Below are 13,779 nucleotides of genomic sequence, written 5' to 3'. Positions count from 1 at the left end.
ACAGGTAGGTGTAGTCATCCCGACCTGGACAATAACTGTTGTTAAACGCAATAGCCGAGAGAGAGCCCCGAAGAGCATTTGATGTAGCGCTGACAATATCAACCAAAGAAATCGAATATACAAAACCATGTATGCCCATGTATTTATTGGTACAATCCTGTTCTATCCGGGGATGGATGAAACGATTCCCGATCGTCCTACTTTTATTACCTGTACTGGTCTCAATTCCTTCTGATACAACAGCTTCAACAGGAACAACAGCCTTCCAGGACACCGCCCGCCAGCAACAGGCACGCGGGCAGGTAATGGATGCCGAAGAAAATATTCCCCTGCCCGGCGTAACCGTCGAAAACCTCGTGAAACGTAAAGGGGTGCTCACCACCGCGAATGGCGATTATTCTATCGCTGCCAGTCCCGGCGATAGCCTCCGTTTTAGCTACATCGGTAAACGCTCCGTTGTAGCCATATTCCGTGGCGCAGCGATCAATGTGCGGCTCTCCAAACAGGAAGGCGTACTGTCCGAAGTGGTGGTAACGGGTTTCCAGGACTGGACAAACGTAAGTTTTCCGGCGCCGCCGTTACCCTCAAAGCCGACGATGTGAAAATGGACGGTGTGGTAGACGTTAGCCGCATGCTGGAAGGCCGCGCGGCCGGTGTGTCTATCCAAAACGTATCCGGCTCCTTTGGCGCGGCGCCGAAAGTGCGTGTGCGCGGCGCCACTTCCATCAATGGTGATAACAAACCGTTGTGGGTGGTGGATAACGTAGTGCTGGAAGATATCGTGAACATTTCCAACGACCAACTCTCCAGCGGCGATCCTACTACTTTGCTGGGTTCCGCGGTGGCCGGTCTCAACGCCAACGATATTGAAAGTTTCGCGATCCTGAAAGATGCTGCCGCTACCGCCCTGTACGGCGCACGGGCCATGAACGGGGTAGTGGTGATCACCACGAAAAAAGGCCGCGTGGGTAAACCGGTGATCACGTACACCGGCAACTTCAGCACCCAGCTGAAACCTTCGTACCGCGAATACAATATCATGAACTCGGCCGAACAAATGGGCGTGTTGTCCGAACTCGAAGGACTGGGCGTACTCACCCCGAATATCATCGATAACGGGAACTATGGCATTTTCGGCAAATGGTACAACGGCGTTTCCCAGATGGATGCCAATGGCAACTACATTTATCCCAATACGCCGGAGGCGATGACCGCCTACCTGCAACGGTACGCAAAAGCCAATACCGACTGGTACGACCTGCTGTTTAATAACAACCTGCTGCAGGAACATTCGCTCTCCATTTCGTTTGGTACCGATAAATCGCAATCTTACTTTTCTACCTCTTTTTATAATGATAATGGTTGGGCTATTTCCGACAGGGTGAGCCGCTATACGCTGAATTTCCGCAACAACTATACATTTTCCGACCGGTTAAAAGTTGGTTTCTCGACGCTGGCTTCCGTAAGGCAGCAGCGGGCGGCCGGTTCACTGGGGCGTAATCCGAACCCGGTAGAAGGCCAGTTCGACCGCGACTTCGACATCAACCCGTTCAGTTATGCGTTGAACAGCAGTCGCGCCGTAACCGCTTATAACGAAGACGGCAGCCGCGAATTCTTTACCCGCAACTTTGCGCCGTTCAACATCCTGACGGAGCTGGAAAATAACTGGCTTAATATCAATGTGGTGGACCTCCGTTTGCAGGGAGACCTGAATTACAAACTCACCAACGATCTGAAGTACGAGTTTGTTGGAGCCCTACGGTATGTAAAATCTTCGCGTGAACACCAGATTACCGAAAATGCTAACATGGCAAACGCGTACCGTGCGGCGGGTAATTCTACCATTCGCACCAGGAACCGTTTCCTGTACCGCGATCCGGATAACCCTGAAGCGGAGCCGGAAGTAGTATTGCCATACGGTGGTTTTTACAACCGTGCGGAAGATCAGCTGGTGAGTTACGATTTCAGGAACAGCCTGAATTATACCAAAACCTTTGACGATGTACATTCCCTGAACCTGCTGGCAGGTATGCAGGTGAAGTCGGCCGACCGGCAGAACTTCAATAATACCGGGTATGGTTATCAATATGGAAACGGCGGCGTGCCTTTCGTGGATTACCGCATCCTGAAGCAAACCATCGAGACCAATTTCCCGTATTATGGCATGAGTAAGGATTATGACCGGTTCGTGGCGTTTTACGGATCGGCCGGATATTCGTACGATGCGAAATATAACCTGACCGGTACGGTGCGTTACGATGGCTCCAATCGTTTGGGTAGCTCCCGCACTGCGCGCTGGTTGCCTACCTGGAGCGTAGCTGGCTCCTGGAACCTGGACAGGGAGGACTTTATGGAAAACGTAGAAAAGGTGAGTTACCTGACGCTACGCGCCTCGTACGGTTTAACGGCCAGTATGGGCCCGGCGACCAACTCCACGATCGTATTACGTAACATCAACGCCGCCCGTCCTTATGTCACTGAATCGGAGTCGGTGATCCAGCTCGCGGCGCTCGAAAACGCCGATCTCACCTGGGAAAAATCGAACACCGCGAACGTAGGTATCGATGCGGGTTTCTTCGATCAGCGGCTGACCATGAGCCTCGATGGATATACCCGCAAGAGTTTTGACCTGATCAGCATTATCCGTACTTCCGGTATTGGTGGTGAGGCAGAAAAGGCAGCGAACTACGCGGACATGTCGTCGTGGGGTACCGAGGTGCTCATCGGCGGACAAATCATTAAAAAGAAAGACTGGGGCTGGCGTACGAACCTGACGTTTGGTTACAACCATAACGAAATCACCCGCGCGGAAAACCGCCCCCGCATATTTGACCTGGTGGTGCCCGAAGGGGGCAATGTTCAGGGATACCCGGTGCGCAGTTTGTTCTCGCTGAAGTTTGCCGGACTGGACCCGCAAAACGGGGTGCCCATGTTCATGGATGAAACAGGTAAACCCAGCCAGGCCGTGTACCTGCAGGATCAGAATATAGCATACCTGCAGTACGAAGGACAGGTAGATCCCACCATTACCGGCGGTTTTTCCAATACCTTCAACTACAAAGAATTTACGCTGAACTTCTTTCTTACCTACCAGTGGGGAAACACCATCCGCCTGAACCCGGTGTTTAAAACCGATTACTCCGACTTGGACGCTTTACCCCGCGAGTTTATGAACCGCTGGGCATTGCGGGGCGACGAAGCATTTACCAGCGTTCCTTCGCTGATGGGCGCTTACGAAAAAGCGCATGTGGAGAGTGGCGCGTATCCTTATAACAACTACAACTATTCTACCCAACGGGTGGCCAGAGGCGATTTTATCAGGTTGAAAACTGTTTCCCTGGCTTACAACGTACCACCGAAACTGCTGAACCGCCTGCACATGAACGCGGTAAGCATAACGGCAGCAACCACGAACCCCTGGCTCATTTATTCCGACCGCCGCCTGTTTGGGCAGGACCCGGAATTCTTTAATGCCGGCGGTGTGGCATTGCCCATCCAGAAACAATATACGCTGTCCCTGAAAGTTGGTATTTAATCGTAACGAACATGAAGAAACTATCAATATATACTTTGCTGATGCTGGTCCTCGCGGCAAGTGGCTGTAAGAAGTTCCCGGAGCAGTCGCCGGACAACCGCGCGTCGCTTAAAACACCGGAGCAGGTAGCGCAGTTGCTTGGCACGGCGTATCCCAACGCCAATTATATGGCCTTCTTCGAATCGGCCTCCGATAATGCGGCAGACAAAGGTGTTGGCAGGTATACCGAAAACATTAACGTGGACCCTTACCTGTTCCGTGTTGTGCGGGAAGACCAGAAGATTCCCCGAATATTACTGGAATGCCTGTTACGCCGCTATCGCGGTGGCCAACCAGGCGCTGGAAACGATCAGCAAAGCGAAGGATCCTTCGTTATATACCGCGCAAAAAGGCGAAGCATTGCTCGCCCGTGCGTACGCACATTTCATGCTGGTCACTACGTTTTCCGAAACGTACGATCCGACCGCTTCCGCTACCGATCCCGGTATTCCATACGTAACGGTGCCGGAAAAAGAAGTGATCAAACAATACGAGCGTAAAACAGTGAAGTATGTGTACGAGATGATCGAAAAAGACCTGCTGACCGGTTTGCCCCTGATCAGCGATAACCTGTACTCCGTGCCGCGTTATCACTTTAACCGGGCAGCCGCCAACGCTTTTGCCTGCCGCTTTTACCTCTTTAAACAGGACTTTGCCACATCGGCATCTTACGCCAGCCTCGTGTTCTCCACCGGTAATATCACCGCGATGCTGCGTCCCTGGAATACGACCTACCTCACTTTAACATACAATGAATTGTGGGCCACGTACGCCAAAGCGACCGAACCGGCTAACCTGCTGTTGATTCACACGCCATCTGCCTGGGGCCGTTATTATTTCACCTTCCGCTACGCGATGAACTCCACCGTGCGCGATGCAATATTTGCGACCAACCCGACGGGTGGTACCTGGGCCTTCCGCAACCAGACGTATACTTCGGGCGAACAGAATTATATGATCCCGAAAATTAACGAGCACTTCCTGCGTTCGTCTGTAAATGCGGATATCGGTACGGCTAATGTGGTAGTGCCGGCTTTAACGGCAGAAGAAGTGTTGTTCAACCGCGCGGAGGCTAATACTTACCTGGGACAAACAGATGCTGCGCTGGCCGACCTGAACGTATATGCCGCTACGCGCATCCTGAATTACAATGCCGCCACGCACGTGCTCACCGCCGCAAAAGTGAGGAACTACTACGGAACAAACAATACGCAACTGGCCATCATCCGCACCATTCTCGATTTTAAACGCGCGGAATATGCGCAGGAGGGTATGCGCTGGTTAGATATCCTGCGGTACCGCATCCCGGTAACGCACACCACGGCAGAAGGCGAAATTGAAGTACTGGAGGCCGATGACAAACGCCGTTTGTTCCAGATTCCGCAATCCGCCGAATTGTCCGGCATTGAACTGAATCCCCGTTAATCCATTTAAAGACATTAAGCATGTATATAATAAAACGTACAGTCCTCTTTTTCCTTCTTTGTTGCGGCGCGCTGGCAGCCTGCAAGGACGATAGTCTCGGCGATGTGGATATTCCCGGCCTTGGCCCCGATACCGGACGCCCGGCCCTATCGATATATGGATCAAAGACAGTCTTACCGCGAAGTACAACGTGTCTGTAAAATATAAATGGGACCAGGCCGAACTGGATTTCTCCAAAAACCTGGTGCCACCAAAAGAAGAGAAGATCATTCCCGTGCTCAGCTCCATCCGCAGTGTGTGGCTGGATAATTACGTAGCCGAAGCCGGTGAGTTGTTCATCAAAAAACTGGTGCCTAAATATTTTGTATTAGTAGGCAGCGCGAGTTACAACCAGGATGGCACCATTACCCTCGGTACCGCAGAAGGTGGCCGCCGCGTGGTCTTATACGTAATCAACGATTTTAGAGTTAAGGGCATGGCCGGTTACCAGGCATCCGACTCCTTTAACGTGAAGGAAATGTTTCACACGATAGAGCACGAGTTCGGACACATCCTGCACCAGAACGTGATGTACCCGGTAGACTTTAAAAGGATCTCTGTGGGTATGTACACTTCGAACTGGAACAACGTATCCGACTACGACGCGCTGAACGATGGCTTCATATCTGCCTACGCCATGAGTGGTACAGACGAAGACTTTGTGGAAATGATCTCGCTGATGCTGGTAGAAGGCCGGGCCGGTTTTAATGCAATGCTGGCAGGCATTACGGAAAACGGGCCTAACGGTACGACGCCCGACCAGGCGCGCGCAAAACTGCGGGCAAAGGAAGCGATCGTGGTAGCGTACTTCAAAGACATATGGAAAATTGATTTTTACAGCCTGCAAGCCCGCACGAGGGCTTCGGTAGAGCGCCTCATCAAGTAAAGCAAAATCAAGATGATGAAGAAATTTTTATTATACCCGATCATGGCCCTGCTGGTGTTGGCCGGCTGTAAAAAAGACGATAATTACGTTTTTGAGCAAACGGCTAACGAGCGGATGGAAGCGGAAGTAGCCAGTACCAGACCGCGCTGGAAACATCGCAGTACGGCTGGAACGCGCAACTGGTGACGGCTGCGGGCGGCATCTACAATTTTCACTTTTCGTTCAATAATGCCAACCGCGTAAAAACGTTCGGCGATATCGATACTGCTACCTCTTCTGTGGAAAAAGAAAGCAGCTATCGCCTGAAAGCCTTGCGCGTACCGAGTTTGCTCTTCGATACTTACACTTACCTGCACATCCTGGCTGATCCGGATGGCAGTGTAAATGGTGGCGACAGTGGCGCCGGTTTATATTCAGATTTTGAATTTACGCTCGATACGCTGGCCGGTGACAGTATTAAACTGACAGGCCGCCAGCAGGGCAGCAAACTGACGTTTAAGAAATCCACGCAGGCCGATTACCAGGCGTGGACAAACGGTTCCTGGCGCTCGGCGGTGTTGTTTCAATCCACGTCCAGTTACATCCTGCAATATTTTAAGCGCCTTACGATCGGTGGGGTGCAATATGAAGTGCGCATCAACACGGTTACGCGCACCGTTACTTTCATTTGGGTAGATGGAACAACGCCGCGGGCTTTTACGACCAGTTACTATTTTAACAGCAATGGCGTTGAGCTGACCAATCCACTGGTGAACGGCGGCACTACGATCCGTTTCCTCACGAACCTGACCTGGAACAGCGCCCTGGCTTCATTTAACCTGAATGTAAATGGTAATACGCCGGCGCTCCTGAGCGGGGCGATTGCTCCCCTGGTAAACGATGCCAATGCGCCCCGCCGCTGGTGGAACGCTGCATTGGGCGATCCGTACTGGGTATCCGAAACAGGTTTCTATTCCAATGGGGTGCGTGACGCATTCGGCATCACCAAACTGCCGGGTTACCTGTTCCTCACATTCTTCTCGCAGTTCGGCACCGATAGCGGTGTAACCTACGATTTGTCCGGCTTTATCCTGAATGGTGCGAGCGGTGCGGGTATTTATTACGGCCCTGCATTCCGTCCGCCGACATTCGCCAACGGCCGTATTTACTTCTCGTTCTACGGTGTATTGGGAGATGCAAATCTGCCGGCCGACGACACACCGTTTGTAAATACAGTAGTGCAGTTCCCGGACACCCAGGGGTATTACCTCGTGCAAACCGGCGCCAGCACCTACGACATGGTTTGTGCGCGCGACGCGAAAACCTGGATCAACTGGATACAATAAAAAATTAAACACTAACACATAAACTAAACCCGATTTTATGAAAAGAACTATGCTGAGGATTGTATATATCCCCATGATCGTAATAGCGATGGTCGCTTTTGTGACTTCTTGTGGTAAAGACGGCTCCGCCGGTGCGCAGGGCGAACAAGGTCCCGCTGGTCCGGCCGGCCCCGCTGGTCCTGCAGGTCCTGCTGGCCCCGCAGGTTCCGCTAATGTGATTTACTCCGGCTGGCTGGATGTGGGATACGCCCCCATCAAGGATACGGACAGAACCACCGGTGTAGTGGATACGGTAGCATGGGAATCGCAGCTCGCCATACCCAAACTGACGCAGGAAATTCTAACTTCAGGCGAAGTTAAAATGTATATCAACTGGAATACGGCTGCTGTGCCCAACATCGAACCGCTGCCGCTGACCGACCTGTTCTACGGGTACCTGATCAGCACGACCTACTTTACCAATGGAGTTTACCTGCTCGCCAATGGTAACTTTGGTACCGGTACGCGGAACGGCTCGAAGTTGCAGCAGTACCGTTATATATTGATCCCGGGAGGTACGGCCGCGAGAAAAGCGCCGATCGACTGGAACAATTATGCGGCGGTAAAAGCCTATCTGAAACTGGAAGATTAACGCACGCTATGTATAAAAACATTGGCCGGTCCGGTACGACCGGCCATTTTTTATTATTTTGATATAAAAAGATGCGTACACTTCTCCGCACAGATTCCTCCCACCCGGATTTTCGCGCGCTTGTGCAGCTGCTGGACACCTATCTCTCTAAAGTGAACGGAGAGCAGGATGCATTTTTCTCGGCTTTTAACAAGATCGATCAACTTAAAAATGTAGTAGTTGCTTATGAAGGTGGCCGCCCTGTTGGTTGCGGTGCGTTTAAGCCCTACGAAGGCATGGCCGAAATTAAACGCATGTACACCCGCGAGGAGCAGCGTGGAAAAGGCGTTGCCGGCGCAGTATTAAAAGAGCTGGAACAATGGGCCGCGGAAGAAGGGTATACATACTGCGTCCTGGAAACAGGCAGCTTTATGCCCGATGCGGTGGCACTGTATGCAAAGCATCAATACGAAGTGATAGCCAACTACGGGCAGTACGCCGACTCGAAAGACAGCGTTTGTATGAAGAAACGCGTGGTTACAAGGTAATGAACAACGACTTTCTTCGCACCGGGATAATATTCTTGGTGCGATGCCCCTTACCTTCGGTATCTTCCAGCAACAACACATCTCCACCCTTAAACCGTCGCGTATCGCCCAACGAGGTGGTGATCTCAATTTCTCCGTCGATCAGCACCAGTACTGCCGCTGCGGCGCGTTGTGAAAGTCGTAGTCGTACGAAGGCTCCACTTCCCTGAAAATGATGGATTTCACGGGCAGCCCGTCCGACAGCCAGCCGATTTCACCGGCCTCGTTCATCGGCACGCTTACGTCCTCAAAGCGGCTGTCGCCGTTGGTATCGCTGTAAATGCGGGTTACGGGATATTGTTGCATTGTCTTTATTTAAACACCAGTTGATTGGCCAGGTCCACTTCGTTCTGCGAAATCGTATGTCCCATGTTGGTATATACCTTTTCGGTGATATCCGCATTCATATCACGCAGGATATTCGCGGAGGCGTATACCCGCTCTACCGGTACATGCGGATCAGGATCGGAGGTGCCGATAAAGATGGGCGTTTGTGCAAAGTCTCCCTTATAATTTTCGGGATAGATCTTATCGCCGATCAATCCGCCGGTGAACGCTACGGCGCCTCCGAAACGGGCAGCATTACGGGCAATGAATTCCAGCGTAAGACAGGCGCCCTGCGAAAAGCCGAGGAAGTAAATATTTTCTTTGGCGATGCCGCTGTCTACCACCTCATCCACGGTATCTTCCAGCACCTGAAGGGCCGAGCTGAGCCAGGGTTCATTTTGCTGCGGAGGCGCCATAAACGAAAACGGGTACCACGTATGGTTGGTGGCTTGTGGCGCCACGAGCGCGTACGCTTTTACATTTAGGTGCTGCGCCAGCGATAGGATGTCCTGTGCCGAGCCGCCGCGACCATGTATCATGATCAGCGCCTTTTTGGCGGTTGAAAGGTCCGCGCCGGCAGTGATAATTTGTTTGGTATGCATGCCACAAAGGTGCACTATTCCGGCCATATAAAGCCGGAAGGAATGAATGCGGGCAACAAAACCGGTGATATGTACAATCAGGCTTTTATAAAAGATAACATATGGGCGGCAATTGCTTTGAACGAGGCAAGATCGCTGGGTTTAATCACGTAATCCACCACACCGAGTTCAATACTTTTCGCAATAAACACGGGGCTGGAAGAAGTACTCCAGATAATTTTAGGAATGCCCGGTATCGGCCATGGTGATTCAGGGTTTCAACAATTTCAACGCCGGTGAGTTCGGGGATGTTGTAATCAAGCACCAGCAATGCAGGCAGTGCACTGTCCTCAATAGTATCGAGGTGTTGCACGAATTTTTTGCCGTTGGATATACAGACTACCTGCCAGGCAGGGTCGATTTCATTAAACGCATTTTTCAGTAATTCATGGTCATCGGTATCATCTTCCGCTAAAAGGATCAGCCTGTTTGAATGGCCTGGAAATTGCATGTATAGGTAGAGTTTGGATCAAAAGTAATGATTGCCTTCTAAATTAGGCAAAAACTCTTTGCTCAAGACAATGTGTATTTGAAGTTAATGCCATCAAGAAAATTTAAATAACTGGAATCGTAACGTCCTCATCACACGCTTAATATCTCCTATCATGAATAGCCGAAAGAAAGCTTCCGGGAAAAACGGCGCTGCGGGCACTGTGGAATTAGCTCCACAAAAATCCACAAAACCGACGCCTAAGCCCGTGAAACCTGTGCCAGAAACCCTGACAGACGACCTTGATTTACGTCAATTACTGCAAGTATTAGCCGAAGTAAAAAACGGTAACTTTTCTGCCCGCATGCCCATCGACAGTTTAGGCATCAGCGGTAAAATCTGTGATACGCTAAATGATATTATATCCCTTAATGAAACACTGGTCGACGAGCTCAACCTCGCGCGCAACACCATTGGCATACAGGGAAAACTGAATCACCGTGTAACCCTGCCGCGTACCGCACGTGGCTCGTGGAATACGGCGGTAACGTCTATCAATACACTAATTTCCGACCTGGTACATCCCACCATCGAAATAGCACACGTAATCAGTTCTGTGGCAAAGGGTAATCTTTCGCAGGAGATGACCCTGCAAATCGAAGGGCACGTATTACAGGGCGAGTTTGCCCGTATCGCCACCGAGGTAAACGGGATGGTGAAACAGCTGAACCTCTTTAGCCGCGAGGTAACACGTGTGGCTCGTGAGGTGGGTTCGGAAGGTAAACTGGGCGGACAGGCGAAAGTAAAAGACGTAGCAGGGGTGTGGAAAGACCTGACAGATTCGGTAAACCAGATGGCGGGTAACCTGACGGCGCAGGTGCGTAACATTGCGGATGTGACCACCGCTGTGGCAAAAGGTGACCTCTCGAAAAAGATTACCGTAGATGTTCAGGGGGAAATCCACGAACTGAAAGATACCATCAACACGATGGTGGACCAGCTGAACTCCTTCTCCTCCGAAGTAACGCGCGTGGCGCGCGAGGTGGGTACGGACGGTAAGCTGGGCGGTCAGGCCCACGTACCGGGTGTAGGTGGTACCTGGAAAGACTTAACAGACTCGGTAAACCAGATGGCGGCCAACCTGACCGGCCAGGTGCGTAACATCGCAGAAGTAACCACCGCGGTGGCGCGGGGTGACCTAAGCCGTAAGATCACGGTGGACGTAAAAGGGGAAATCCTCGAGTTGAAGAATACGATCAATACGATGGTGGATCAGCTGAACTCCTTCTCCTCCGAAGTGACCCGTGTGGCGCGTGAGGTGGGATCGGAAGGTAAGCTGGGCGGACAGGCTACGGTAAAAGGTGTAGGTGGTGTGTGGAAAGACCTGACGGATTCTGTGAACCAGATGGGGGCAATCTGACGGCGCAGGTGCGTAACATCGCGGATGTGACCACAGCGGTGGCGAACGGTGACCTAAGCCGTAAGATTACCGTGGACGTAAAAGGAGAGATATTAGAGCTGAAAAATACGATCAATACAATGGTGGACCAGCTGAACTCCTTCGCTTCCGAAGTAACGCGTGTGGCGTTGGAAGTAGGTACGGAGGGTAAGCTCGGCGGCCAGGCGAAGGTGCAGGGTGTGGGTGGTACCTGGCGTGACCTGACAGAGTCGGTAAACCAGATGGGCTCCAATCTGACCAACCAGGTACGTAATATCGCCGATGTAACAACGGCGGTGGCGAACGGTGACCTTTCTAAAAGATCACGGTGGACGTACAGGGAGAAATTCTGGAATTAAAAGACACCATCAACACGATGGTGGACCAGTTGAACTCCTTCGCCTCCGAAGTAACGCGTGTGGCGCTGGAAGTAGGTACGGAAGGTAAGCTTGGCGGCCAGGCGAAAGTACAGGGCGTGGGTGGTACCTGGAAGGATCTGACCGAGTCGGTAAACCAGATGGGGTCTAACCTGACCAACCAGGTGCGTAACATCGCGGAAGTAACCACCGCGGTGGCGAAGGGTGACCTGAGCCGCAAGATTACGGTGGATGCGAAAGGCGAGATCCTGGAGCTTAAAAATACGATCAACACGATGGTGGACCAGCTGAACTCCTTTGGTTCGGAAGTATTTCGTGTAGCCCGTGAGGTGGGTTCTGAAGGTAAACTCGGCGGACAGGCAGACGTACCGGGCGTGGAAGGCCTCTGGAAAGACCTGACCGACTCGGTGAACATCATGGCCTCTAACCTGACCTCGCAGGTACGTAACATCGCGGAAGTAACAACCGCGGTGGCCAACGGTGACCTTAGCCGCAAAATTGAAGTGGATGTAAGAGGAGAAATCCTTGAACTGAAAAATACGATCAACACGATGGTGGAACAGCTGCGCGCCTTCGCTTCTGAAGTAACGCGTGTGGCCCGTGAGGTGGGTACGGAGGGTAAGCTCGGTGGCCAGGCTCACGTACCCGGTGTTGGTGGTACCTGGAAGGATTTGACGGACTCTGTAAACCAGATGGCCGGCAACCTCACGGACCAGGTGCGTAACATTGCCGATGTGGCGATCGCCGTGGCGAACGGTGACATGAGCCGCAAAATTACGGTGGATGTGCGCGGGGAAATTCTCCAGCTGAAAGAAACGCTGAACACGATGGTGGACCAGCTGCGCGCGTTCGCATCGGAAGTAACGCGTGTGGCCCGTGAGGTGGGTACGGATGGTAAACTGGGCGGACAGGCGTTCGTACCGGGTGTCGCCGGTACCGGAAGGACCTGACGGACTCCGTGAACCAGATGACCGGTAACCTTACCTCCCAGGTGCGTAACATCGCCGAGGTAACGAAAGCGGTGGCCTCCGGTGACTTGAGTAAAAAGGTAACGATCGACGTAAAAGGAGAGATCCTCGATCTGAAAAATACGATCAACACGATGGTGGACCAGCTGAACTCCTTCGCCTTTGAAGTAACGCGCGTGGCGCGTGAAGTAGGCACGGAAGGTAAGCTGGGCGGACAGGCGGAAGTGCAGGGCGTGGGCGGTACCTGGAAGGATCTGACCGACTCCGTGAACATGATGGCCTCCAACCTTACCAACCAGGTGCGTGGCATCGCGAAAGTGGTAACCGCGGTGGCAACGGGTAACCTGAAGCAAAAGCTCTCCATCGTGTCGCGCGGAGAGGTGGCACAGTTGACGGAAACGATCAATGAAATGATCGATACGCTGGCGCTGTTTGCCGACCAGGTAACAACGGTGGCCCGTGAGGTAGGTGTGGAAGGGCGTTTGGGTGGACAGGCATCTGTACCCGGCGCATCCGGCATCTGGAAAAACCTGACGGAGAACGTAAACCAGCTGGCGGAAAACCTGACCACGCAGGTGCGTGCGATTTCCGCGGTGGCATCCGCGGTAACGAAAGGTGATCTTACACAGATGATCCGTGTGGAAGCGAAAGGTGAGGTGGAAGAACTGAAAGATACCATTAACCAGATGATCGCCAACCTGAAGCAAACCACGCTCAGGAACCAGGAACAGGACTGGCTGAAATCCAACCTGGCAACGTTTACCCAGATGCTGCAGGGACAGAAAGACCTGAACACGGTAACCCGCCGTATTCTCTCCGAGCTGGCGCAGGTGGTAAATGCGCAGAAAGGCATGTTCTACATTTTAGAACAGGAGGAAGAACAGCGCAATCCTAAATTGAAATTATTTGCCGCATACGCCTTCGGCGACGAAATGCAAACTTCCCGCGAGTTTGCGATGGGAGAAGGGCTGGTAGGACAATGTGCCATCGAGAAAGAAAGGATCCTCATCACAAATGTGCCGGGTGATTATATTAAAATCGGTTCCGGCCTCGGACAGGCGCCGCCGGTGAACCTTATCGTACTGCCAGTATTGTTCGAAACGGAAATTAAGGCGGTAATTGAACTCGCTTCTTTTGATACGTTCTCCGAGA

At 52.2% G+C, this 13,779-nt stretch carries 15 protein-coding genes and 1 pseudogene; 12 read left to right on the top strand and 4 right to left on the bottom strand.

Annotation, left to right across the window (positions count from 1 at the left end; all coding sequences use genetic code 11):
- Positions 1–137 precede the first annotated feature (137 nt).
- From MKQ70_RS20475 to MKQ70_RS20440, 8 genes are all read left to right on the top strand, one after another.
- The gene (locus MKQ70_RS20475) at positions 138–602 is read left to right on the top strand and encodes a carboxypeptidase-like regulatory domain-containing protein (RefSeq protein WP_248073966.1); all 465 of its coding nucleotides are present in this window, start codon (positions 138–140) and stop codon (positions 600–602) included.
- A gap of 2 nt (positions 603–604) precedes the next feature.
- Positions 605–3,535, top strand: a complete 2,931-nt coding sequence (locus MKQ70_RS20470) for a SusC/RagA family TonB-linked outer membrane protein (RefSeq protein WP_248081523.1) — start codon at positions 605–607, stop codon at positions 3,533–3,535.
- 210 nt (positions 3,536–3,745) lie between these two features.
- Entirely contained in the window at positions 3,746–4,999 is a 1,254-nt protein-coding gene (locus tag MKQ70_RS20465) for a RagB/SusD family nutrient uptake outer membrane protein (RefSeq protein WP_308199104.1), read from the top strand.
- A gap of 190 nt (positions 5,000–5,189) precedes the next feature.
- Positions 5,190–5,924, top strand: a complete 735-nt coding sequence (locus MKQ70_RS20460; protein WP_248073964.1) for a zinc-binding metallopeptidase — start codon at positions 5,190–5,192, stop codon at positions 5,922–5,924.
- A 12-nt stretch (positions 5,925–5,936) separates the two neighbouring features.
- Positions 5,937–6,110: a hypothetical protein gene (locus MKQ70_RS20455; protein WP_248073962.1), complete on the top strand. Its 174-nt coding sequence runs from the start codon at positions 5,937–5,939 to the stop codon at positions 6,108–6,110.
- Positions 6,107–7,249, top strand: coding sequence for a DUF4302 domain-containing protein (locus MKQ70_RS20450; protein WP_248073960.1), 1,143 nt, complete (start codon positions 6,107–6,109; stop codon positions 7,247–7,249). Before MKQ70_RS20455 ends, MKQ70_RS20450 begins: the two co-directional genes overlap by 4 nt.
- A gap of 37 nt (positions 7,250–7,286) precedes the next feature.
- Positions 7,287–7,880, top strand: coding sequence for a hypothetical protein (locus MKQ70_RS20445; protein WP_248073958.1), 594 nt, complete (start codon positions 7,287–7,289; stop codon positions 7,878–7,880).
- 71 nt (positions 7,881–7,951) lie between these two features.
- Positions 7,952–8,407: a GNAT family N-acetyltransferase gene (locus tag MKQ70_RS20440; protein WP_248073956.1), complete on the top strand. Its 456-nt coding sequence runs from the start codon at positions 7,952–7,954 to the stop codon at positions 8,405–8,407.
- Here the strand turns inward: MKQ70_RS20440 and MKQ70_RS20435 are convergent.
- The 4 genes from MKQ70_RS20435 to MKQ70_RS20420 form a co-directional block, all read right to left on the bottom strand.
- The gene (locus MKQ70_RS20435) at positions 8,397–8,555 is read right to left on the bottom strand and encodes a cupin domain-containing protein (protein WP_248073955.1); all 159 of its coding nucleotides are present in this window, start codon (positions 8,553–8,555) and stop codon (positions 8,397–8,399) included. The two genes, MKQ70_RS20440 and MKQ70_RS20435, sit on opposite strands and share 11 nt — an antisense overlap.
- A complete protein-coding gene (locus tag MKQ70_RS20430) occupies positions 8,549–8,752 on the bottom strand; it encodes a cupin domain-containing protein (RefSeq protein ID WP_248073953.1) in 204 nt (67 codons plus the stop codon). The genes MKQ70_RS20435 and MKQ70_RS20430 overlap by 7 nt, the downstream gene beginning before the upstream one ends.
- A 5-nt stretch (positions 8,753–8,757) precedes the next feature.
- Positions 8,758–9,375, bottom strand: coding sequence for an alpha/beta hydrolase (locus MKQ70_RS20425; protein WP_248073952.1), 618 nt, complete (start codon positions 9,373–9,375; stop codon positions 8,758–8,760).
- A gap of 145 nt (positions 9,376–9,520) precedes the next feature.
- Positions 9,521–9,865 (bottom strand): response regulator, encoded by a 345-nt coding sequence (locus MKQ70_RS20420; protein ID WP_248073951.1) that lies wholly within the window; start codon positions 9,863–9,865, stop codon positions 9,521–9,523.
- A gap of 247 nt (positions 9,866–10,112) precedes the next feature.
- Here MKQ70_RS20420 and MKQ70_RS20415 point away from each other — a divergent pair, with 247 nt between their 5' ends.
- From MKQ70_RS20415 to MKQ70_RS20400, 4 genes and pseudogenes are all read left to right on the top strand, one after another.
- Positions 10,113–11,264, top strand: coding sequence for a HAMP domain-containing protein (locus MKQ70_RS20415; protein ID WP_248073950.1), 1,152 nt, complete (start codon positions 10,113–10,115; stop codon positions 11,262–11,264).
- Between the two features lie 8 nt (positions 11,265–11,272).
- Positions 11,273–11,641, top strand: a complete 369-nt coding sequence (locus MKQ70_RS20410) for a HAMP domain-containing protein (protein ID WP_248073949.1) — start codon at positions 11,273–11,275, stop codon at positions 11,639–11,641.
- Positions 11,611–12,609 (top strand): HAMP domain-containing protein, encoded by a 999-nt coding sequence (locus tag MKQ70_RS20405; RefSeq protein WP_248073948.1) that lies wholly within the window; start codon positions 11,611–11,613, stop codon positions 12,607–12,609. Before MKQ70_RS20410 ends, MKQ70_RS20405 begins: the two co-directional genes overlap by 31 nt.
- 17 nt (positions 12,610–12,626) lie before the next feature.
- Positions 12,627–13,769 (top strand): annotated as a pseudogene (locus tag MKQ70_RS20400) (HAMP domain-containing protein); the annotation flags it as partial.
- Positions 13,770–13,779: the final 10 nt, after the last annotated feature.

It is taken from the genome of Chitinophaga sedimenti, from assembly GCF_023156195.1.
Taxonomy (GTDB): domain Bacteria; phylum Bacteroidota; class Bacteroidia; order Chitinophagales; family Chitinophagaceae; genus Chitinophaga; species Chitinophaga sedimenti.
This window is presented reverse-complemented; position numbering and strand designations above follow the sequence as displayed.

What these genes read in the sequence shown, in the direction of transcription:
- MKQ70_RS20475 (WP_248073966.1), top strand. Translation starts at nt 138, where the DNA reads ATGTATTTATTGGTACAATCCTGTTCTATCCGGGGATGGATGAAACGA.
- MKQ70_RS20470 (WP_248081523.1), top strand. Translation starts at nt 605, where the DNA reads ATGGACGGTGTGGTAGACGTTAGCCGCATGCTGGAAGGCCGCGCGGCC.
- MKQ70_RS20455 (WP_248073962.1), top strand. Translation starts at nt 5,937, where the DNA reads ATGATGAAGAAATTTTTATTATACCCGATCATGGCCCTGCTGGTGTTG.
- MKQ70_RS20445 (WP_248073958.1), top strand. Translation starts at nt 7,287, where the DNA reads ATGAAAAGAACTATGCTGAGGATTGTATATATCCCCATGATCGTAATA.
- MKQ70_RS20440 (WP_248073956.1), top strand. Translation starts at nt 7,952, where the DNA reads ATGCGTACACTTCTCCGCACAGATTCCTCCCACCCGGATTTTCGCGCG.
- MKQ70_RS20430 (WP_248073953.1), bottom strand. Translation starts at nt 8,752, where the DNA reads ATGCAACAATATCCCGTAACCCGCATTTACAGCGATACCAACGGCGAC.
- MKQ70_RS20425 (WP_248073952.1), bottom strand. Translation starts at nt 9,375, where the DNA reads ATGCATACCAAACAAATTATCACTGCCGGCGCGGACCTTTCAACCGCC.
- MKQ70_RS20420 (WP_248073951.1), bottom strand. Translation starts at nt 9,865, where the DNA reads ATGCAATTTCCAGGCCATTCAAACAGGCTGATCCTTTTAGCGGAAGAT.